Source organism: Vibrio satsumensis, assembly GCF_050337435.1.
In the GTDB taxonomy this organism is placed as follows: domain Bacteria; phylum Pseudomonadota; class Gammaproteobacteria; order Enterobacterales; family Vibrionaceae; genus Vibrio; species Vibrio satsumensis.
The window spans coordinates 39,862-61,981 of sequence record NZ_JAKJSX010000007.1 but is presented as its reverse complement, the minus strand read 5'-3'; the positions used below and the strand labels follow the sequence as shown (position 1 = coordinate 61,981).

22 protein-coding genes are annotated in these 22,120 nt (G+C 44.2%); 13 read left to right on the top strand and 9 right to left on the bottom strand.

Annotated elements, in window-relative coordinates; genetic code table 11:
- The first annotated feature begins 98 nt into the window (after positions 1-98).
- On the top strand, positions 99-1,262 hold the full coding sequence (locus L4C44_RS09525; protein WP_428804948.1) for a BamA/TamA family outer membrane protein: 1,164 nt from the start codon (positions 99-101) through the stop codon (positions 1,260-1,262).
- A 9-nt stretch (positions 1,263-1,271) separates the two neighbouring features.
- Entirely contained in the window at positions 1,272-2,201 is a 930-nt protein-coding gene (locus L4C44_RS09520) for a hypothetical protein (protein WP_428804947.1), read from the top strand.
- A 110-nt stretch (positions 2,202-2,311) separates the two neighbouring features.
- Here L4C44_RS09520 and L4C44_RS09515 read toward each other — a convergent pair whose 3' ends face one another.
- The 3 genes from L4C44_RS09515 to L4C44_RS09505 all read right to left on the bottom strand — a co-directional run bounded on the left by L4C44_RS09515 (position 2,312) and on the right by L4C44_RS09505 (position 4,673).
- Positions 2,312-3,898 carry an AbgT family transporter gene (locus tag L4C44_RS09515; RefSeq protein ID WP_146492087.1) on the bottom strand — a complete coding sequence of 529 codons (1,587 nt, stop codon included), beginning with the start codon at positions 3,896-3,898 and terminating at the stop codon, positions 2,312-2,314.
- Between the two features lie 388 nt (positions 3,899-4,286).
- Positions 4,287-4,412 carry a type B 50S ribosomal protein L36 gene (gene ykgO, locus L4C44_RS09510; protein WP_123301017.1) on the bottom strand — a complete coding sequence of 42 codons (126 nt, stop codon included), beginning with the start codon at positions 4,410-4,412 and terminating at the stop codon, positions 4,287-4,289.
- Positions 4,413-4,673 (bottom strand): type B 50S ribosomal protein L31, encoded by a 261-nt coding sequence (locus L4C44_RS09505; RefSeq protein ID WP_146492086.1) that lies wholly within the window; start codon positions 4,671-4,673, stop codon positions 4,413-4,415.
- A gap of 123 nt (positions 4,674-4,796) precedes the next feature.
- Here L4C44_RS09505 and tsaA point away from each other — a divergent pair, with 123 nt between their 5' ends.
- The 6 genes from tsaA to L4C44_RS09475 all read left to right on the top strand — a co-directional run bounded on the left by tsaA (position 4,797) and on the right by L4C44_RS09475 (position 9,311).
- Positions 4,797-5,492, top strand: coding sequence for a tRNA (N6-threonylcarbamoyladenosine(37)-N6)-methyltransferase TrmO (gene tsaA, locus L4C44_RS09500; protein WP_428804946.1), 696 nt, complete (start codon positions 4,797-4,799; stop codon positions 5,490-5,492).
- A 101-nt stretch (positions 5,493-5,593) separates the two neighbouring features.
- On the top strand, positions 5,594-7,309 hold the full coding sequence (locus L4C44_RS09495; RefSeq protein ID WP_146492084.1) for a proline--tRNA ligase: 1,716 nt from the start codon (positions 5,594-5,596) through the stop codon (positions 7,307-7,309).
- Between the two features lie 170 nt (positions 7,310-7,479).
- Positions 7,480-8,175 (top strand): tellurite resistance TerB family protein, encoded by a 696-nt coding sequence (locus tag L4C44_RS09490; protein ID WP_428804945.1) that lies wholly within the window; start codon positions 7,480-7,482, stop codon positions 8,173-8,175.
- A 168-nt stretch (positions 8,176-8,343) separates the two neighbouring features.
- The gene (locus tag L4C44_RS09485) at positions 8,344-8,547 is read left to right on the top strand and encodes a YaeP family protein (protein ID WP_008222923.1); all 204 of its coding nucleotides are present in this window, start codon (positions 8,344-8,346) and stop codon (positions 8,545-8,547) included.
- A 1-nt stretch (position 8,548) separates the two neighbouring features.
- Positions 8,549-8,740, top strand: coding sequence for a DUF4250 domain-containing protein (locus tag L4C44_RS09480; protein WP_010436438.1), 192 nt, complete (start codon positions 8,549-8,551; stop codon positions 8,738-8,740).
- A gap of 244 nt (positions 8,741-8,984) precedes the next feature.
- Positions 8,985-9,311 carry a hypothetical protein gene (locus L4C44_RS09475; protein ID WP_060982543.1) on the top strand — a complete coding sequence of 109 codons (327 nt, stop codon included), beginning with the start codon at positions 8,985-8,987 and terminating at the stop codon, positions 9,309-9,311.
- A 379-nt stretch (positions 9,312-9,690) separates the two neighbouring features.
- Here the strand turns inward: L4C44_RS09475 and glyA are convergent, their stop codons facing one another.
- Complete coding sequence (glyA, locus tag L4C44_RS09470; RefSeq protein ID WP_048606700.1) at positions 9,691-10,941, bottom strand: serine hydroxymethyltransferase; 1,251 nt, start codon at positions 10,939-10,941, stop codon at positions 9,691-9,693.
- Positions 10,942-11,288: 347 nt separating this feature from the next.
- On the opposite strand from glyA, the gene L4C44_RS09465 reads away from it, so the two are divergent.
- From L4C44_RS09465 to L4C44_RS09455, 3 genes are all read left to right on the top strand, one after another.
- Positions 11,289-11,891: a YitT family protein gene (locus L4C44_RS09465; RefSeq protein ID WP_017060757.1), complete on the top strand. Its 603-nt coding sequence runs from the start codon at positions 11,289-11,291 to the stop codon at positions 11,889-11,891.
- A gap of 82 nt (positions 11,892-11,973) precedes the next feature.
- A complete protein-coding gene (locus tag L4C44_RS09460) occupies positions 11,974-13,482 on the top strand; it encodes a winged helix-turn-helix domain-containing protein (protein ID WP_132968998.1) in 1,509 nt (502 codons plus the stop codon).
- Between the two features lie 145 nt (positions 13,483-13,627).
- Positions 13,628-14,563, top strand: coding sequence for a hypothetical protein (locus tag L4C44_RS09455; RefSeq protein ID WP_261383485.1), 936 nt, complete (start codon positions 13,628-13,630; stop codon positions 14,561-14,563).
- A gap of 96 nt (positions 14,564-14,659) precedes the next feature.
- Here L4C44_RS09455 and treC read toward each other — a convergent pair whose 3' ends face one another.
- The 5 genes from treC to gmhB all read right to left on the bottom strand — a co-directional run bounded on the left by treC (position 14,660) and on the right by gmhB (position 20,139).
- Complete coding sequence (treC, locus tag L4C44_RS09450; RefSeq protein ID WP_428804944.1) at positions 14,660-16,345, bottom strand: alpha,alpha-phosphotrehalase; 1,686 nt, start codon at positions 16,343-16,345, stop codon at positions 14,660-14,662.
- 141 nt (positions 16,346-16,486) lie between these two features.
- The gene (gene treB, locus L4C44_RS09445) at positions 16,487-17,911 is read right to left on the bottom strand and encodes a PTS trehalose transporter subunit IIBC (protein ID WP_428804943.1); all 1,425 of its coding nucleotides are present in this window, start codon (positions 17,909-17,911) and stop codon (positions 16,487-16,489) included.
- A 210-nt stretch (positions 17,912-18,121) separates the two neighbouring features.
- A complete protein-coding gene (gene treR, locus L4C44_RS09440) occupies positions 18,122-19,066 on the bottom strand; it encodes a trehalose operon repressor TreR (protein ID WP_428804942.1) in 945 nt (314 codons plus the stop codon).
- 89 nt (positions 19,067-19,155) lie between these two features.
- Positions 19,156-19,491 (bottom strand): MliC family protein, encoded by a 336-nt coding sequence (locus L4C44_RS09435; protein ID WP_146492079.1) that lies wholly within the window; start codon positions 19,489-19,491, stop codon positions 19,156-19,158.
- 63 nt (positions 19,492-19,554) lie between these two features.
- Positions 19,555-20,139 (bottom strand): D-glycero-beta-D-manno-heptose 1,7-bisphosphate 7-phosphatase, encoded by a 585-nt coding sequence (gmhB, locus tag L4C44_RS09430; protein ID WP_017060762.1) that lies wholly within the window; start codon positions 20,137-20,139, stop codon positions 19,555-19,557.
- A gap of 207 nt (positions 20,140-20,346) precedes the next feature.
- Between gmhB and metN the strand changes: the two genes are divergently transcribed.
- Together metN and L4C44_RS09420 are read left to right on the top strand one after the other, a co-directional pair.
- On the top strand, positions 20,347-21,381 hold the full coding sequence (gene metN, locus L4C44_RS09425; protein WP_017060763.1) for a methionine ABC transporter ATP-binding protein MetN: 1,035 nt from the start codon (positions 20,347-20,349) through the stop codon (positions 21,379-21,381).
- Positions 21,371-22,054 carry a methionine ABC transporter permease gene (locus L4C44_RS09420; RefSeq protein WP_017060764.1) on the top strand — a complete coding sequence of 228 codons (684 nt, stop codon included), beginning with the start codon at positions 21,371-21,373 and terminating at the stop codon, positions 22,052-22,054. Before metN ends, L4C44_RS09420 begins: the two co-directional genes overlap by 11 nt.
- The last annotated feature ends 66 nt before the right edge of the window (positions 22,055-22,120 follow it).

The window sequence follows — 22,120 nt, the reverse complement described above, 5'->3', positions numbered from 1 at the left end:
GATATACAGTTAACACATATCAGATATTGAAACTGATCATTACCTCCTCGTAGCACAGACATAGATACTCCCTCTTTTAGTGAACACATGAGTGCACCATGCTACATAAAACAACGACTATTTTTGGCTCGTTGCAATGGATCTGCTCCCTGCTCCTTGGATTCTCTTCTACTTCTTTAGCACAAGAAGATACAGTTCTCCCCTCGCCACCAGATAACAAAGATAACGGATTATTTTCACTGCTTGGGGGACCAGCTTACATGCCTGAAACTGGCTTTATGCTTGCCATCGGAGGATTGTACTCATTTAACACCACACCGGAACAACCGAGCAAAACTCAACGCTCTTCTATCACATTAGTGGGTATCGCCAATGAAATGGATAGCGGTGTAGGGTTTGGTGTTCGCTCTAAGCAAAAAATATTTTCTCCACAGAATCGACTTCGTTACTTCGGCCAATTATCGATGGGAAAACAAAGCTTGTACTATTTCGGTACAGGTTATCAATCGGGGGTAAATACCGGCAAAGATGAAGAGAACTTAGTCGACTATGATTTCGTCACTTACAATGCCGATCTAGGAATGCACTTAGGTAACAACATTTACCTAGGGCCAATACTTCGCCTGCAGTACAAAAAGGCCATCGAAGAGTCGATTTCATCAAACGTCGCTCAAGATGCCGATTTTGTCTACGGTCAAGATAATCCCTTCACTTTAGGGCTAGGGGTAGCCTTACAGTGGGATACTCGAGACATCGCAGTAAATGCACGTCAAGGTCAGTTTCTAAGCCTTGAATACGCGAGCTACCAGGACAACTTTGGCAGTGACTCCAATTTTGAAAAAGCCGAAGCCGATTACCGTCTTTATTGGACACCAATCAAAGGCGCCACCTTCGCTTTTCTCAATACTGCCAACCTAAGTACAGGCGATGTGCCCTATTACGAACTGCCGACCTTTGGCGGCCAAGATTCTATGCGTGGCATCTATTACGGACGCTACCGTGATATGCACAGCATCGAGCACACCATGGAGTATCGCCAGTCATTTATGAACAATGGTGATTACACCAAACATGGCTTTACGATGTGGGCAGGTCTCGCTACAACAGCTGAAAACACCAATGACCTGTATCAAGATAAAATTTACAGCTATGGCGTTGGTTATCGCTATGAACTACAACCTCGTATGAATGTTCGTGTTGATCTCGGGTTTGGATCCAATGATGCCCAAGGCCTTTACTTGTCGATCAACGAAGCGTTTTAAGAGGCCATCATGACGAAATTCACAACGTTAGGTGCCGCTGTCGCATTGGCTATAGGCTCAACACCAAGTAAGGCAGAGGACGGTGCACGAGTCGATTTCCCTGATGCTGAAACACAGCAAAAGCTGAATAAAAAGTGGGAGCATGCTTTGCCCTTTCATGCCCAAAAAGCAATTGATCTAGGTTACGCTCTGCCTCTACCATTTTCTGTTTCATTTATAGGTAACGCTTCTAAGCAAAACATCGAAATGTATGATTTGGGCGTGCAAGTTGGCGATGTAGATTTAGGAGACAGATACGAGCTTTCTCAGGTGTCCTTTGGTACTCCTGAGATCGAGAGCAAAAGCATGCAACTGCGCGCTGCGACTTGGGTGTTTCCTTTCTTACAAATGGGTGTGCATGTAGGCCGTTTCTCGGGAGGAACACAATTAACAGCCGAAATACCGACCTCACTCTTTAAAGCTTGCGACAATCATCCAAGATTACCCACTTGCGCTAAAGAATCCGTCAGCACTCCGGAGTTTTATCCCGATGTTGAAGGTTCGAATTGGGGTTTCTCAATGAATATTGTAGGTCAAGTTGGGGATTTCACTTATGTGCTTCCGGCCAGTATGACGCACTCTCGCACTGATGATGAGCGTACTAACACCAAAACAATGTTGTTCAGTCCACGAGTTGGCCAACTTATCCAAACTGAAAACTGGGGTAACATTTTCCCCTATATTGGTGCCGCTTACATGCATAGCGAAGGGCTAACCCAAGAAAACAACGCGCTAGGTGTGGATGGACTGTCTTACCAATTATCTCAACAGAGCGCTGAAGACTACTCTGCAATCATCGGAGCAAACTGGAATATCACGAAAACTTACGGAGCTAATTTAGAGTTTATCGGAGGCCCGGGTAGAAAAATCATCAATGTCATCATGACTTACTCCTACTAGTTCCCAATGGCATAACGAAAAAAACCTGCGATAAACGCAGGTTTTTTTGTTCTCTAATAGAGAACTGTCTATAAGAACGAACCGTCTATAAACAAATATAGTACTCAAGACTAAGGCGTGTAGTACGTTGCAGCGCCCGGACCTACTGGTAGGCCAAATACGAATACCCAAACGTAGAACATTAAGCTCCAACCAACCAAGAACACGATTGAGTATGGAAGCATAGTTGCAATCAGAGTACCGATACCTAGGTTCTTCATGTAACGCGTCGCTACCGCAAGGATAAGACCGAAGTAGCTCATCATTGGAGTAATGATGTTGGTTGTTGAATCACCGATACGGTAAGCCGCTTGAATCGTTTCAGGAGCGTAACCTACTAGCATTAGCATTGGAACGAAGATAGGCGCTGTTACTGCCCACTGAGCAGAAGCTGAACCGATCATCAGGTTAATGAAGCCACACATTAGGATGAATGCGAAGAACAACATTGGACCCGTTAGGCCGATATCTTGTAGGAAAGTAGCACCTGCAACTGCGAATACTTGACCAAAGTTAGTCCACTTGAAGAAAGCGACAAACTGAGCAGCAAAGAACACAAGTACGATGTACATGCCCATTGAAGACATCGACTTAGACATTGCCTCGATCACATCACGGTCTGTTTTCATTGTGCCGGTAACTTTACCGTAAACAAAACCAGGAACCGCGAAGAATACGAAGATGAACGCTACGATACTTTTCAGGAATGGAGAACCTGAAACCGTACCTGCGGCTGAACGTAGAACACCATCAGCTGGAACAATCGTCCAAGCAAGAAGCGCTGAAACCGCTAGCACTGCGATACCCGCAAGCTTAAGGCCTTTCTTCTCAACGTCTGTTAGCTTGCCCATTGAATCATTTGATAAATCTTCAGACGCTTCTTCGTCGTTGTACTTACCCAGTTTTGGCTCAACAATCTTCTCAGTTACAAATGCACCTGTAATAGCGATGAAGAAAGTAGAAACAAACATGAAGTACCAGTTTGATTCAGGACCAACGCTGTAAGTCGGGTCAATCATTTGTGCTGCTGTTTCTGTGATACCAGAAAGCAGTGGGTCAACCGTACCGATCAGAAGGTTTGCAGAGTAACCACCAGATACACCAGCAAATGCTGCCGCTAGACCCGCTAATGGGTGACGCCCCAAAGAGTGGAAAAGCATTGCTGCAAGCGGGATAAGTACTACATAACCCAGCTCTGAAGCCGTGTTAGAGATGATACCGGCAAAAACTACAGTTACCGTAACCATGCGCTTAGATGCGCCCATTACCATGCCACGCATCGCAGCAGATAATAGACCTGAGTGCTCAGCAATTGCTACACCTAGCATTGCAACCAGCACGGTACCTAATGGCGCAAAGCCAACAAAGTTTTTAACTAGATTAGTTACGATGAGTTGTAAGCCTTCAGCATTCAGTAAGCTTACAACATAGATCATTCCGTCAGCAGAACGACCTGGAGCACCTTCTGGGCGAGGGTCCATAACAGATACTTCAAAATATCCAGCGATACCTGAAGTAACTAGAATAGCGACACAGAAGATTGCGAAAAGAGTGATTGGGTGGGGTAATAGGTTCCCCAAATATTCAACACCATCGAGAAAACGGGTAAAAATAGGTTTCTTTGGCGAGTTGTTTTTTATTGAAGCTGATGAACTCATCAGTTCCCTCCTTGTAGTGATTCCTATGCAATTGTGACAAAAATGTTCAAATTGCCAGCGAAGGGTACGCGACAAAATTATCAATTAGAAATTCAAAATGTTACAAAATGTGTAACAAACGGTGATTTTTAACTCTATTTGAACAATTAATTAGCAAATAAATCTACATTAAATACAAAATCTAGATTTATAATTCACAACCACGCATTCACTACAAATATATCTAACGATATAACCTATTGATTCACTTAAAAATAAAACACATCGTACGCTAAATAAACACTCTATCTTTAATCCGGTTCCTCTTGAGGGAAAAGAAAAGCAGTCAAATGAATGAAGTTTGACTTTCCCCTCGTTTTTTACACACGTGTCACATCAAATTGACGGCTTATTTCTGAACCGCTTTGAATCTCGGATTAGTTTTACAGATAACATAGTGACGGCCTCGGCGTTTTACTATCTGACAATCCGGGTGACGGTTCTTTGCACTTTTCAGTGATTTCACGACTTTCATTTATTTCGCTCCCTTACCTAATTGACCAAAACGACGAGTGAAGTTCGCAACACGTCCCTCTTTATGTAGCACTCTCTGTTTACCGGTATAGAAAGGGTGCGACTTTGACGATACTTCAATCGTGAAATAAGGGTAAGTATTGCCATCTTCCCATTCGATAGTACGTTCTGTTTTCAACGTTGAGCCAATCAAGAAGTACTCATCGACACTGGTGTCGTGGAACACCACTGTGCGGTAGTCAGGGTGGATATTCGGTTTCATTGTATTTCCCTAAATACCTAAATTGATACGTTATAACATACCAAATGTTAATTATTATCAAAAGAAAAACAAGCGATTTTGTGATATTTTTCCGTCTTAACTGAAATCAGAGAACACCTTGCTATGTACACCATTAAACCTGTTGGCTTTATTGAGTCTCCTTATAAAGAGAAGTTCGCTGTGCCAAGACAGCCTAGGTTAGTACCCACTTCGACCTCAAGAGTTAGGCTAGTTGAAGCAGCGAACTGCCTTGAGTCTGTTCGTGATATTGAACAATTTAGCCATGTGTGGTTGTTATTTTTGTTCGATAAGAACCTTGAAGCAGGATGGAAACCAACCGTGAGGCCACCTCGCCTTGGCGGTAATGAACGTATTGGTGTATTCGCGTCTCGTGCCACATTCAGACCCAATGGAATTGGCATGTCTGCGGTTGAACTCAAAGGTGTGTCTCAAGAGAAAGGGCAAACTTGGTTGGATCTCGGCAGCGTCGACTTAGTAGACGGCACACCGATCATCGACATCAAACCTTATATTCCCTACTCGGATTCGATTCCAGATGCATTCGGAGGGTTTGCCGCCGAAGAGCCAGAGGTGCTAGAAGTTAGCTTTTCTCAGCAAGCACAAAGTAAACTAGCAAACCATCCACAAGCCCGTCATATCATTCAGGTGATCAAAGAAGTGCTTGGCCAAGATCCACGTCCGGCCTATAAGAAAGGCAAACCAGACAACAAGGAATATGCGGTAAATTTGTTCGATCTTAACGTAAAATTCGTTGTTGAAACGCTTTTCATCAATGTAACTGACATTGAGCGCTTTTGAGATCTCAAATAGGCTGATATTATATGCGGCTATATCAGATTTGCTGTAGTCACTAACCACAGCAAGTTTTCTTTTATCAATGATGAAACGGATACCATAGAATGCGTACCAGTAACTACCTTCTTTCTACTTTGAAAGAGACTCCAAACGACGCAGAAGTTATCAGCCACCAGCTGATGCTACGTGCAGGTATGATCCGTAAGCTAGCTTCAGGTTTATATACTTGGCTACCTACTGGTCTACGTGTACTGCGTAAAGTCGAAAATATCGTTCGCCAAGAGATCGATAATGCAGGTGCCGTTGAAATCTTGATGCCCGTAGTTCAACCGTTTGAGCTTTGGGAAGAGACTGGCCGTTCTGAAAAGATGGGCCCTGAGCTACTTCGTTTCACAGACCGTCACTCTCGTCCGTTCGTTCTCAGCCCAACAGCTGAAGAAGTAGTAACGAGCCTAGTACGTAACGAGATCAGCTCTTACAAACAGCTACCTCTAAACCTGTACCAAATCCAGACTAAATTCCGTGATGAGCGCCGCCCTCGCTTTGGCGTAATGCGTGCACGTGAATTCTCTATGATGGATGCGTACAGCTTTGATATCGACAAAGAAGGCTTAGAAAAGTCTTACCAAGCGATGCACGATGCTTACTGTAAAGCATTCGACCGCATGGGCCTTGAATACCGTCCAGTATTAGCTGACTCTGGCGCAATCGGCGGCAGCGGCTCTCAAGAGTTCCACGTTCTTGCTGAAAGCGGCGAAGACCTAATCGCATTCTCAACTGAGTCAGATTACGCAGCAAACATCGAAAAAGCAGAAGCACTCGCTCCTACTGAAGATGCTGCAGCACCAACTCAAGAGATGAAACTGGTTGATACACCAAACGCGAAAACGATCGCAGAATTGGTAGAGCAACACGGTCTAGCAATCGAGAAGACAGTTAAGACTCTATTCGTTAAAGCATCTGATGAAGTAGAAGCAGATATCATTGCTCTAGTCATCCGTGGTGACCACGAGCTTAACGAAGTGAAAGCAGAAAACCTTCCACAGGTTGCTTCTCCACTAGAGATGGCTTCTGAAGAAGAAATCCGTGCTCTTGTTGGTGCAGGTCCTGGTTCACTTGGCCCTGTTGGCCTAGAGCTACCATTCATCGTTGACCGCTCTGTTGCTGTAATGAGCGACTTTGGCGCTGGTGCAAACGTAGACGGTAAGCACTACTTCGGTATTAACTGGGGTCGTGACGTAGAGCTTGCTCAGGTTGAAGACCTACGTAACGTAGTTGAAGGCGACCTTAGCCCATGTGGTCAAGGTACTATCCAACTTAAGCGTGGTATCGAAGTTGGTCACATCTTCCAACTAGGTAATACTTACTCTAAAGCAATGAACTGTAACGTGCTTGGTCCTGATGGTAAGAGCGTAATTCTAGAAATGGGTTGTTACGGTATCGGTGTTTCACGTGTTGTTGCATCTGCTATCGAGCAAAACCACGATAAATTCGGTATCACTTGGCCAGACGCACTAGCGCCATTCCAAGTTGCTATCGTACCAATGAACATGCACAAATCTGAGCGCGTTAAAGAAGCAGCTGAGAAGCTATACGCTGAATTAACGGCTATGGGTATCGAAGTACTATTTGATGACCGTAAAGAGCGCCCTGGTGTTATGTTTAAAGATATCGAGCTTGTGGGTATTCCTCACACTATCGTTATCGGTGATCGCAGCATGGACGAAGGTAACTTCGAATACAAAAACCGTCGTACTGGTGATAAAGAAGCTATCGCAATGGACACGGTTATCGAGCACCTTAAAGCTCAACTAGCTTAGTAATCCGATTACTGACTAGATAAACATTGAAAGGCTGCCATTAGGTAGCCTTTTTTGTTCCTGCTATTAATCACCTAACGTAAAGAAATGTCAGTTAATCCTCTGTTCATCTAACAGTCCGTATATTGGTGCCATCAACTTTTTAGACATGCTCACCATTGGAGGTATCGATGGATATCAAAAGCTTACTTAACCAAGCACTTAAGTCAGATCTCGTTAAACAAGGTACTCAGAAGTTTTCCCAAGGATCTTCGAGTTTAAGCAACCTATCTCAAGGCAGTAGCAGCAATGGCAAAGGTGTCAACAAGAGCACACTTGGCGCCTTCGGTGCAGGCGCAGTTGGTGGTGGACTGTTAGGGGCGTTAATGGGCTCTAAGAAGACCAAGAAAATGGGTAAGAAAGCCGCTGGCATTGGTGGCGCAGCAGCACTGGGCGCTTTGGCTTATAAGGTCTACAACGACTATCAGTCTAAACAAGGGCAAACACCAAATGTCGAACAAGCTCAATTTGATGAGAACGACTCAAACCATAGCGTGCTGATTCTCAGGTCGATGATTGCAGCATCCAAAGCGGATGGTCATGTTGATGAAGAAGAGATGGCCAAGATTGAGCAAGCCGTCGAAAACATGGGTGCCGATTATCAACTGACTAAATTGGTGTCTGAAGAATTGCACAAGCCACTCGATCCAAGTGAAATTGCTCAGCTCGCGACCTCACCTCAACAAGCGAGTGAGATCTACTTAGCGTCTTTGATTGTAGCGGATGAGCAGAACTTCATGGAGAAGGCTTACCTCAAAGAGTTAGCCAAGCAACTCAACCTTGATGATGAAGTTACTTATCAACTTGAACAGCAAATCTCTGGTTAAGCAGTCAATATCCGGCTAATAGGCAAGCTAGCAAAGTGATACGTTGAGCATCAACAGAATGAGATATTGAGCAAGAACAAACTAACTCTGAACTTAATCAGATCCACTTTGTTTTTGCTTATCTCTATGTGTATATTGAGATCAGTTATCATTTGGTTAGGTATAAAAATGAAAGTATACGATTGTTGTGATTTGGTGCGTGAACTGTATTCTCAAATTGGCAGTGGCGACCAAGGCTATATCCCTAAAGCTATCACCTGCGCGGTAAAAACATTGAATGACCTTGCTGCAGATGAATCTCTTCCTAAAGAAGCGCGTGAGCGTGCAGCATTTGCCGCAGCTAACTTACTGATTTCAGATTTCGAGGACTAATATGAACCTCGCTAACTTTGAAAAAATGGATCCTGTGATGTTGATGAGCATCGTCAACATGAAACTGCGTGATGACTTCGGCGGTGATTTGGATCGAGTGGTCAACTTCTACGAGATCGACAAAGCAGCATTAATCGCGAAACTTGCGTCTGCTGGCTTTGAGTTCCTTCCAGAAGCCAAACAGTTTAGATAGCCATTTAGAACAAGCTTGATTTTGAGAGGCCAACCTTAGTGTTGGTCTTTTTATTTTTTGGCCGGAAGAAGGGTGCATAATAGGCCAAAGATCAATAAACCTATTATAAATTATCTGTTTGCGCCTATACTTTTATATCCTAGAGTCAACCTGCGATCCTTGAACCAAAGCGTGTTGTTGTATAGGCTACCCAGAACAGCATATAAAACTCATCACTAAGTTGGATGATATCGAAGGACTAACAATGAAAAGACTCGGACTATTAGCCGTTATCACAGCCGCACTCACCGCAGGGTGCTCTTCAAATACTCAGCAAGATAACTTTCGTGAAGCCTCTTTTGAACTGTGTAATACCGAAGTCGATATCTACTCAGTAAGCCATGATGAGCGAATTCGTATCGTCTGTTCTGATGGTTCTAAATTCGCTTTGAACAGCGAAGATACGCTAGAAGTAATGCGTGATATCAACATCGACTACTGCGATGGCGAAGGCTTAGGCAAATTCAATGAAAGCCGCAGCTACTACTCGTTCAAGTGTAAGTCAGGCACTTTACTGAGCATCAAAAAGTAAAATTAAGACCTGCAAACAACAAAGGGTTGATGTGCAAGCATCAGCCCTTTTTAGTATCAGCCTTTCTGTATTCTCAGATAACCCAACTCCATACCCACAGATACAAAAAAGGCCCCAAAAGGGACCTTTAAACTCTTTTTCAAAGTAGATGAACGAAGTTCAAGGAGCTCACACAGAGTTTGCGCTAGCAAATGAGTATGTGCGACACAGAAATTCGTTCACTCTCTAAGCTTTTCTATACCAATAAAAAAGGGACTCAATGAGCCCCTTTAAAAGTATTTTTCAAAGTAGTTGTTTGAAATTCTAGGAGAGTACGCGGAGCTTACGGATGTAAGTGAGCATGCTCGACAACGAAGTTCAAATTACTACGAAGAAAAAATTAAGCGTAAACAGGTAGACGCTTACAGATATTTAGTACTTTTGCTTTTGTTGCTTCGATAACAGACTCGTCACCCATGTTATCTAGGATGTCACAGATCCAACCTGCTAGCTCTTTCGCGTCTGCTTCTGAGAAACCGCGACGAGTGATAGAAGGAGAACCGATACGGATACCTGAAGTAACGAACGGGCTACGTGGATCGTTTGGTACAGAGTTCTTGTTCACTGTGATGTTCGCTGCACCTAGTGCTGCATCTGCTTCTTTACCTGTGATGTCTTTGTCGATTAGGTCAACTAGGAACAGGTGGTTCTCTGTAGAACCTGAAACGATGTTGTAACCGCGTGCAAGGAATTCAGCAACCATTGCTTTTGCGTTAGCAACTACGCGAGCTTGGTATTCTTTGAATTCTGGCTCTAGAGCTTCTTTGAACGCTACTGCTTTACCAGCGATAACGTGCATTAGAGGACCACCTTGGCCGCCTGGGAATACTGCTGAGTTTAGCTTCTTGTAAAGATCTTCGCCTTCGTTAGAAAGGATAAGACCACCACGAGGACCAGCAAGCGTCTTGTGTGTTGTCGTTGTTACAACGTGAGCGTGTGGAACTGGGTTCGGGTAAACGCCTGCAGCGATTAGACCAGCAACGTGAGCCATATCTACGAAGAAGTAAGCGCCTACTTTATCAGCGATTTCACGCATGCGCTTCCAATCACAAACTTGAGAGTAAGCTGAGAAACCGCCGATGATCATCTTAGGCTTGTGCTCGATAGCTAGCGCTTCCATCTCTTCGTAATCGATTTGACCTGCTTCATCGATACCGTAAGGGATGATGTTGTAAAGCTTACCAGAGAAGTTCACTGGAGAACCGTGAGTTAGGTGACCACCGTGCGCTAGGCTCATACCAAGAACCGTATCGCCAGCATTCAGTAGCGCCATGTATACAGCGTTGTTTGCTTGAGAACCTGAGTGAGGTTGTACGTTTGCGTATTGAGCGCCAAACAGTTCACATGCACGTTCGATTGCTAGAGTTTCAACTTTATCTACGTACTCACAACCACCGTAGTAACGCTTGCCTGGGTAACCTTCAGCGTATTTGTTTGTAAGCTGAGAACCTTGAGCTTCCATTACACGTGGGCTTGTGTAGTTTTCTGAAGCGATAAGTTCGATGTGCTCTTCCTGACGAAGAGTTTCTTCTTGGATAGCTGCGAATAGGTCCGCATCGTAATCAGCAATGTTCATGTCACGCTTAAGCATCTGTATCTCCTGACTCAGATTGTACTGAAAGTTTCAAAAAAACCACACAACGACCGAAAGCAAACGTTTCCGTCACCGTTTTGATGTGACGCATTCTACATAATTTGATCTAGGTCATAAAGAGCTAATTGCAATTTTATCATGCAGTTTTTTCATAATCACAAATAAGATTCATCATGGTTATTAAGCTGATCCAACCAAAGATGACGCTTACTGTCAATTTTACGCTTTACACCCTGTAAAACGCAGATTACATAGGTTTACCTTAATTTTGCACCTCAAGCTACCGAAAGCTAAGGTTTTTATCTACTATGCACGCCTTTATTGGTTAGGTAATTATAAAAACGATGGAAAAACACTCACGTAAAGAAGATTGGGTAGCAATCCTCACTGGCACATTTTTAGTAGCGTTAGGCGTCTTCTTTTTACAGTCAGCGAACCTGCTTACTGGTGGCACTACTGGCTTGGCTCTGCTTTTGAGTCAATTCTTGCCTGTAACCTTTGGTATTTTGTACTTTGTTGCCAACTGTCCATTCTACTTATTGGCATGGAAACGATTCGGCCGTAGCTTTGCTATTAGCAGTGCGATTTCTGGTGCTTTAGTATCTGTGTTTGCCGACCATTTATACTTAGTTATCTCGCTAGAAGTTCATAACGAAATCTACTGTGCAGTTGCTGGCGGCTTGTTAATGGGCTTAGGTATGCTAATCCTATTTCGTCACCGCTCAAGCCTGGGTGGTTTCAACGTATTGTGTTTGTTTATCCAAGACCGCTACGGTATCTCCGTAGGCAAAACCCAAATGGGTATTGATGCCTGTATTCTGTTTGCATCGTTCTTCTTTGTATCGCCTTGGGTGATTGCCGTATCTGTATTAGGCACCGCAGTATTGAACATCGTATTGGCAATGAATCACAAACCAACTCGCTACTCGGTGAATTACGCGTCTTAATACCAATCACCTTATGAATTACTAGCTGTTTTTAATAACAAAAACAGCTAGTATTTAGGTTTTATAAACCGTCGCCTTTTCTATGCAAGATTACCTCTCTAGCGCCAAAGACCAACAAACCTCTATTTATATTGAAGGCTTGGAATTCAACACCAACACACGAGTCTTAAGCTGCGACAAGCAGGTCATCGATTTAGAACCTCGTTCTATCGAGCTATTAGAGTTACTTCTTACCAGCGTTGGTCAGCCGCTCGCTGCCGAGCACATCATTGAATCTGTATGGCAAAGTAACTTCATTTCCAAAAATGTTCTGACAAACCGAATCAGTACCTTACGTTCAGTACTTCAAAAACACCTGCCAGATAGCGACGCAACCAAAATACTGGTGACTTATCCGCGCAAGGGCTACTTCCTTAACCCTAGCTCTGTGAGCTTGGCCAATGCACAGCCCCAACCTCTTGAGGTAACCGAACAGCCTCAACCAAGTAAAAAGACATCACCGTTTAATCTTTTGTTACTGTCACTCTCTGTTGTGCTGCTGATAAGCACTGCGACTTTAGGCTATATGTTTTGGCACTCTTCAAACCAAGCCTCAGAACTTGAACGCACACAGAGGCTAATTCCTAAGGTCGAGCTACTGCTAAACCGTATCGATGCCATTGGAGACAATGCGAGAACGTATCGCAAAGCCGTTAAAGCGCTACTACTTCAACAACAAATTGAATACGCTTATACCGACTTAGCGAATCAAGATGCACCTAGTTACTTCGTAGACCCAATAGACAGTACGCCCTTCTTTCCGGGTGCCAAAAACATGCGCACCAGTGATTACCTGCTCAATATTCAATTAAAGGATCAGGAAGTCGATACACGCCTTGCGGCTAAAGTCAGCCTTATTTACCCAAGTTCAGGCAAACTTGCTTTCCGCGGTGTCTACTCAATAGAGATAGATAACCTCAGTGAAGACTTGATGGAAATAAATAGAGAGCTAGCAAACTACTTTGCTTTGCCTGCGCCGCTATCACCAGAGTGGTCTGTCAGCGATAAAGAACTAAGCCATTTACTTAACGAACAAACGTTAAAGCTGGATAGCGTGCCACTCAACGTGATGACTTCAACATTGATTGCACGACAAATGGCGCTCTTTGAAACTGACCACCAGCGACTGATCAGTTTCACTAGCCTTGTGCAAACACGCTTTAAGTTGATTCCCGACGAGCTCAAACTTTGGCTTGGGATTATTCACTTCAAGTTAAGAGACCTGCAAACCGCGAAGGAATTCCTGACCAACACAGCGGGCAATTCGACCATCGAGAACGCACTGGTCTATATGATGATTTCCCATATTGGTTACAAGCAAGGAGACATGGATAAGTTTCGCCTCAACTACATGGAATCCTTGGTCGCATTATTGCGAGTGGTTCCTTCAGAAGAGTTGTTTGCTCGCTTGTCCAAACCGGAGTCGAAATCAACCTGTCTCCAGCCTTGGAAAAATCTAAAATTGAGCATCAAAGAGCCATTAATCATTAAGCAGTGGGAAAACCTGATGCTTAACTACTGCACGAATGTCGGCCATCAACTTTCCGAATAAAGAAATATAAAGTACTTAAAAACAATGGTTTAAATATAAATTAAGATCTTATGTATCTTCATTTTTTGCCCTATTAACCCTCTCAACAATAGCATTCCTAAAAACATCAGGCCGCTCTAGGCCAACTATATTAGGAATGCTCAACATGAAAAAATCCATGACGCTGCTTGCGACTTCTCTCTTTGCTCTTTATGGCTGTGGCGGCGGAGGTGGCTCTTCTTCATCTGGCTCTACTGGTACAACTCAGTTCGATTACCCGATCAACAACTCTCAGTTTGCACCAAAGAACATCACATTGTTGTCTTACCTAATATCAGAAGATGGCGGTGAAAACATAGCACTGGATATTGCATACCGAGATATCAGTTCACAGCAAATGTTAGCCAATATTCAGTTGGAATTAGATAAGTTAGCGATCTCTAATGAGACTGAAGGTGTAGCTGAATTGGAGAAGCTAAAAACAACGTTAGAGAGCATGGTTAACAGCGGCATCAACGACTTCTACGCCGCGGATATGACGATACAAGGTGAGACGGACAGTGGCCTGTTTTACAAAGGCAGCGATGGCTTTGTTAACTCAGTTGATTCCAATATAGAATTGACTAATGGTGAGGCTGTCGACTTTTTGGTGACCAACCCAGTATTCAAAGATTCAGGCAGTACAGTACAAGAAAAAAGCCCCAATATTAGTCAGAGCAGTAGCTCTGTCGGGCTTTCGTTTGAGGTTACTACTGGACAACTAGAAGCCTTGCTTGATGATTTCTACGAAGGCGATATTGATGATTTAGGATCGTTAGACACACGATGTGACTTCCATTGGCAGCAACAAGTTTCCGAAAATGGTCAGCGCTCAGCGGTAACGGTTCAAGATAAGAAAATTGAAACGGCGTACCTGAAAGTTGAAAACACTTACAACGTGGTTTGTGATGGGTATGATTCAGCTGAATTTCAAAGCAATACTGAAACATGGTTCAACCCAAGCTTTGGCGTTGTGAAAATGATGGACTGGGATGAAAAGAATGGCACCCAATTGAACGAAACGACGTGGACTCTCGATTCATTTACGGTCAACAAAGGCTAGTAGCCGAAGCCTTCCATTAGAGAATAGGAAGGAAAGCTTTGAGCCTGACACATAGAGTTCAGGCTCAAAGCTTATACTCGCATAGGGGAACGAGTATTATTGCTCTATCAAGAGAATTCTTGTTTCATACGGTCGTAAGGCTACCGTGTTTGCAGAAACTGGCAACTGCTCATTAGAGTAATTCCCCAATAGCAATTGCGCTTTATCCAGTTCAAATTCATTAGATAACTCAACCTGACACGCTTCACCGTAGTAGTTATTAACACACAACAAAGTCTGACCATCAGTCTCGCGAGAATACGCAAATACCGATGGGTGCTCTGGCAACAAGTCTTTGTAGCTACCATGAGTAATCACTGGCACTTCTTTACGTAACTCAATCAAGCTCTTGTAGAAGTAAAAAACAGAGTCTTTGTCTTCCAGCGCTTGCTCAGCATTGATCTCAGTATAGTTATTTGCAACATCTAGCCACGGCTGAGCTTGTGAGAAGCCTGCATGCGCTTCGCTGTTCCACTGCATCGGCGTGCGAGAGTTATCACGAGATTTCTGCGCCAGAATCGCCATCATATCTTGATGAGCCACACCATCACGGTTAACCATGATGTCATACATATTGGTGCTCTCAACATCACGATATTGGCTGATCTCGGTGTAACCTGGGTTGGTCATGCCAATCTCTTCACCTTGATAGATATAAGGCGTGCCTTGCATCATGTGGACAGACGCAGCCAACATCTTGGCCGACTCAACACGATATTGCTGATCATCACCTAAGCGGCTCACGACTCGCGGTTGGTCGTGGTTACACCAAAACAATGCGCCCCAGCCCTTGCCGTTCAAACCCGTTTGCCAATGATTAAAGATCGACTTGAGCTGCAAGAAATCAAACGGCGCATTAGTCCACTTCTCACCATTGGTGTAATCCACCTTAAGGTGGTGGAAGTTAAACACCATCGATAACTCGCTGTTATCAATGTTTGAGTACTGTTGGCAATGCTCGAGTGTCGTTGAAGACATCTCGCCTACTGTCACGCTGCCGTATTTCTGGAATACCGCTTCGCTGATCTCTTTCAGGTATTCGTGCACTCGTGGGCCATCAGTGTAAAAACGACGACCATCACCGATATCATCATTGGGGAAGTCTTGCTGTTTCGAAATCAGGTTGATCACGTCCAAGCGGAAACCATCAACGCCCTTCTCAGCCCAGAAGCTAATGACGTCTTTCACTTCTTCGCGTACAACCGGGTTCTCCCAGTTAAGGTCGGCTTGCTCTTTCGCGAATAGGTGTAGGAAATACTGACCCGTCGCTTCATCCATTTCCCATGCATTACCACCGAACTTAGACTGCCAGTTGGTTGGTGCTTGGCCGTTTACAGGATCTTTCCATATGTAGTAGTCGCGGTATGGGCTGTTTTTATCACCCAATGCTGACTGAAACCACGCATGTTCTGTTGAGGTGTGGTTTACCACGATATCCATCACGATACGAATACCACATTGGTGCGCTTCAGCCAGCAATAGGTCGAAATCTTCCATGGTGCCGAATTGCGGGTTAATCGCGTAGTAATCTGAAATATCGTAGCCGTTATCGATCATTGGGGATGCGTAAACTGGGGTTAACCAAATGGCATCCACACTCAAGTGTTTAAGATAATCCAGTTTTGAAATGATCCCTTTGATATCGCCAGTACCTTTACTGCCACTGTCACAAAAGCTCTTTGGGTAGATTTGATAGATGGTTGCGGTTTTCCACCAACTTTCATCATGCTCAGTCATCGCCATCTCTAACACTCACTTACCAGAAAATATAAAATAAAAATCACCATGTGAATCATGGTCGAATAGCCGTTATAACTAAAAGAAAAAGCTATAACTAAGAGAAAAAGCGATGGCTCACTTTGGAGCCATCGCTTATTTAATGCATTACGCGTTGGCGGTTTCTAGCTCGCCTTTCATCTGTGCTCGCTTATAGAAGAACAGTGTTAACGTGACGGGTAATACAATCGCCACCAGTATTGCAACTAGGTAAATCGACCAATATTGAGGTTGAATCGATAGGATGCCCGGCAAGCCACCGACACCGATACCATTCGCCATCACACCTGCACTACCACAGATTGCAGCCGCTGCGGCACTGCCGATCATTGCGCTCAGCATTGGGAATTTGTATTTAAGGTTGATGCCGTACATCGCTGGCTCTGTTACACCTAAGTAAGCAGAGATTGCAGCTGGAACCGAGATATCTCGTTCGCCTTCGCGTTTGCTTAAGATGATGATGCCAACAACCGCTGAAGCTTGTGCAATATTTGATAGCGCAATCAAAGGCCAGATTGGTGTGCCGCCTAAGTCTTGCATCAGTTGTAGGTCGACGGCATTGGTTGTGTGGTGAATACCTGTAATAACCAAAGGTGCGTATAGGAAGCCAAAGACTACTGAACCAAGAATCGCAAAGTCACCCGTCATTGCCGCTTTAGCCGCGAATGCCACGCCATCGCCTAACATACGGCCAAATGGGCCAATGAAAGCGTGCGCTAAAATCACAGACAAAATAATCGATACGAACGGCACGACAACAAGGTACAGGTAAGAAGGAACAATACGCTTAAGGTTGGTCTCGATGAAGGCCAGAGCCACACCCGCTAACATCGCAGGGATCACCTGAGCCTGATAACCAACTTTCTCTATCACGAACAAGCCAAAGTCCCACACTTCAGGTACCGATTTACCTATCATGTAAGCGTTCATCAATTGCGGGGAAACCAAGGTCACACCGAGCGTGATGCCTAAAATAGGGGTTCCGCCGAGCTTCTTAACAGTTGCCCAACACACACCAACCGGAAGGAAGAAGAAAATAGCTTCGCCGATCAACCATAAGAAAGAGTGAACCGTTGCCCAGAATTGACTGATTTCAACTAGGGTTTTGCCGTCGAACATGCGAATGTCGCCAATCACATTACGGAAACCAAGAATCAAACCGCCAGTAATGATGGCAGGCAGCAGTGGTACGAAAATTTCGGCTAAATGGGATATACCACGCTCAAGGAAGTTCATATTTTGACGAGCAGCCAACTTCGCCTCATCTTTTGATGATGCATCTTTACCAGTTTGCTCAATCAAAAGTGCGTACACCTCATCAACCTCGGTGCCAATCACGACTTGGAATTGACCTGCGTTAGTAAAGCAGCCTTTTACCAGTTTAAGCTTCTCTAATTCTGCTTTGTTCGCTTGTTCCGTATCGTTCAATACAAAACGCAGTCGAGTTAGACAATGGCTGACACTCGCAATATTCTCTTTGCCACCGACTAACTCGATAAGACGCGCAACGTCTTGCTTCGCTATCTTACTCATACTACCCCACCCTGGTTTCATTCAATTACTCATCTAAACCATGTAGCTATAACCACTCAGACTTAGATTTAGATTTATGGGAACATTCCCAATTACGGTTATTATAATGCCCACATGAATGATAAATTAAAATGGGAACAGTCCCATTAATTGAAAGAGATCACACTCTAATTTTAATCTAAGCGGTTCAATTTCGCTTAATTGAGTGGATTATAGAATCGGAGATTGAGTGTGATGAGAGATCTCTGAATTGCCTAAAAGCTGAGAGATCAATAGATTAGCAGCCAGTTTACCTGCAGATTGGTAACCAGGATCAATGCTAAATACTCGTGGGAATAAGAAAGAGAGAAGATCATTGCCACCGACACCAGTCACCACCACATCTTCACGTTGTCGCTCTTGCAGACGCTTGATCACACCGAGAGCCAATGTGTCACTAGCACAGACTATAGCTTGGGTGTTAGGTGTTAGTACCTCATCCACCAGCTGATAAGCACTTTCGTGATGAAGTTGACCAGTGCGATAGTTTGCCACCGAACCTGTGTTTTCACACCAATCGAGATAAGCCTTAAGACGCAGTTCACCGGTTGATTTGTCGCTAGGATCAACCCCGATGAAGCCAACCTCAGAGAGCCCCTGATCCGACAGATGCGCTAACGCACTATTGATCACCTGTTGGTTATCATAGTTAATCGACGTCACGTTCTCGGTATCCAGAGCAATAACCACCGCTTTGTGTTCCCAAGCTTCAATCGCAGGAATATCGCAATCAGTAAAACCAAACACGATTATGCCGTCTACATTGCGGCGCTTGAGAACCTGAAGGTGTTCATTGGCTTTTTCTCTATCTAGCTGGCTTTCCATGATCACGACATCGTAATCCGCTCGATACAACTCAGCCAACATAGTGCTAACTGCTTTGTTTTCAGAAGGGGAATCCAGACGAGAAATGATGACACCGATGACTTTTTGACTGCCACCACGCATCGACTGCGCAGACTTTGAAGGCGTGTACCCAGATTCTTGAATTACTCTTTCCACCCTTTCTCTGGTTTCAGGTTTCACTTTTGGATCATTGGTCAGAACGCGAGATACGGTTGACTTACCAACACCGGACAGCTTAGCAATATCGAGAATAGTGAGTTTTTTGCTCATAAAAAGTCTAACGTTAAAGGGAAGAGAAGAAAAAGTGAGGGCATACCCCCTCACTTAACTGTTTGTAAATCCTAGAAGTTAACTATGACTTACTTTCGGCAATTTTTATAGACGACACGACCAAGTTCTAGACGCGCGTTGTCACCTTTAGTGCGTAAAGTGACGCTATTGATCAGTTCAGAGGTTCCATCATCTAAGATGTACTTCGTTCCTGAACCTGCCGATATTTGAGTTAGGCGATATTCATTCTCTGGCAAACGTAATACCGCTTTTTCATTACCAAGGTAAGCGACCTTAAATGAAGCGTCAGACTCACATTGATAAGTCACGAATTGATCGTCCGATACTGCACCATCAGGCGCTGCGGATTTAGAACACCCGAATAACGCTACCGTACATAGAGATGCTATCAACAATGCTTTCATACTGCGTTCCTCATCTTTATATAGTGAACAACACTTATATCTAAGTGAAGGAGACTTAGTGTCTTAACCTTTTAAGAAAGCTGGCACGTCTTTAATGCTATCAAGCACAACGCTCGCCAAGGCTTCACCTTTTTCAGTGATTGGTTTGCCTGTTCTTACTAAGACTTTAGTACCAACGCCTGCTGCTTCTGCAGCCATCATGTCTTCAGCTTTATCGCCGATCATGACCGAGTTAGCCATATCAATCTTCAGAAAGTCACGAGCAGAAATGAACATACCTGGCTTTGGTTTACGACATTCACAATCTTGCTTGTAGTCACCAATACCGTGTTCAGCGTGGTGCGGGCAGTAATAGATGCCATCAAGCTCAACGCCGTTATCAACAAAGTTCCAATCCATCCACTGCGTTAAAGAAAGAAAACGGTCTTCACTAAACATGCCGCGAGCAATGCCTGATTGGTTAGTCACTAGCACCAATAAATAGCCCATATCTTTAAACGCTTTCGCCGCTTCAAACACACCGTCAATGTATTCAAAGTCATGCTCATCATGTACGTAGCCGTGGTCAACGTTAATCACACCATCACGATCTAAAAAAACAGCAGGTTTAGACAAAATTTTGTTCTCTATCAACTCTCTATTAATCATTAATTATTACACGCTTTATTTGCTTCATCACTATCTATTTAGTTTTGCGTTCGTTAACGAATTGTTTCTAGCTTAGCCATACAATCGACGTTTAGCCGTCTAGACGTAAAAATATCTATTGACTTAGATCATAGAACACCATAGCATCGTCTGTAAATCGAGCGAGCTATCGACATATTATTCTGTTCTACCTGCACGGGTTTCTCTATGATTAAAGTGAATCAAGTCAACAAGGTTTTTTATCAAGGTACTAAAGAAATCAATGCCTTAATTGATATCAACCTCCACATTCCTCAAGGTCAAATCTTTGGAGTCATCGGCTCTTCAGGTGCAGGCAAAAGTACCCTAATCCGCTGTGTAAATATGTTGGAAGCACCGACCTCTGGTGAAGTGATTGTTGACGGTATCGACCTAACAAAACTCAGCAAATCAGAACTTAGCGAAGCGCGCCGTAACATCGGCATGATATTCCAGCACTTCAACCTGCTGTCTTCTCGTACTGTATTTAACAATGTAGCACTGCCTTTAGAACTTGCTGGTAAAGATAAAGCGATTATTGAAGCAAAAGTGAGTGAGTTACTTGAACTCGTTGGCTTAGCGGATAAGCGAGACACCTACCCGGCAAACCTAAGTGGCGGTCAAAAGCAGCGTGTTGCGATTGCTCGTGCACTGGCCTCTGATCCGAAAGTACTGCTGTGTGACGAAGCGACCAGCGCATTGGATCCTGCGACCACTCAATCGATTCTTGAGCTACTGCGTGAAATCAACCGCAAGCTGAACATCACTATCCTGCTTATTACGCACGAGATGGATGTAGTGAAAAGCATTTGTCACGAAGTGGCGATCATTGGCGGTGGTGAATTGGTAGAGAAAGGCACAGTTGGTGACATCTTTGCTCACCCTAAAACTGAACTAGCGCATCAATTCATTCGTTCAACGTTGGATCTGACGATCCCTGAAGATTACCAAGCACGCCTGCAAGAGACTCGCGTAAACAGCAGTTACCCGTTGGTACGTCTTGAGTTTACGGGCGCAACGGTTGATGCTCCGCTGATGACTCAGATTGCACGCAAATTCAATATCGATGTCAGCATCCTAAGCTCTGACCTTGATTACGCCGGCGGCGTGAAGTTCGGCATGATGGTTGCTGAACTGTTCGGTAATGAAGCAGATGATAATGCTGCTATCCAATTCCTACGCGACAACAATGTAAAAGTAGAGGTGCTTGGTTATGTCCTTTAGTTTCAACGAGATTGCTGACTGGATCAGCCTTAACGGTAACCTTCTATTAGGTGCAACCGGCGAGACGCTTTACATGGTTGCAGTTGCGGGCATTGTTGGCTTTGCTGTCGGTATTCCATTAGGCGTGATTCTACACACGACTAAAAAAGGTGGCCTGTTAGAGAACACCAAAGTAAACAAGATTCTAGGTGCGATTGTGAACGTGGGTCGTTCAGTGCCTTTCTTAGTGTTGATGGTTGCGATTATCCCACTAACTAAGATGCTGATTGGTACCTTCATAGGCACAACAGCAGCGATTGTTCCATTGACGATTGGTGCTATCCCATTTGTGGCTCGACTTATCGAAAGTGCACTACTTGAAGTACCAACAGGTCTAGTAGAAGCGGCTCAATCAATGGGCGCAACACCAACACAAATCATCAATAAGGTTCTGCTTCCTGAAGCACTACCGACTATTATCAACTCAGTAACGATTACGCTAGTGACACTTGTGAGCTACTCAGCAATGGCGGGCACGGTTGGTGGCGGTGGTCTAGGTGATGTCGCGATTCGTTACGGATTCCACCGTTACGATGTGACCATCATGGCTGTAACGGTAGTGATGTTGATTGTGCTTGTACAAATTATTCAATCAATCGGTGATTCCTTAGTTCGCCGCGTTGACCACAGATAAAGACTCAGCGCTAAAACGCAAACTCTCTAAGACAAGAGTCGTCTGAACCAAATTAAATAGATTTAT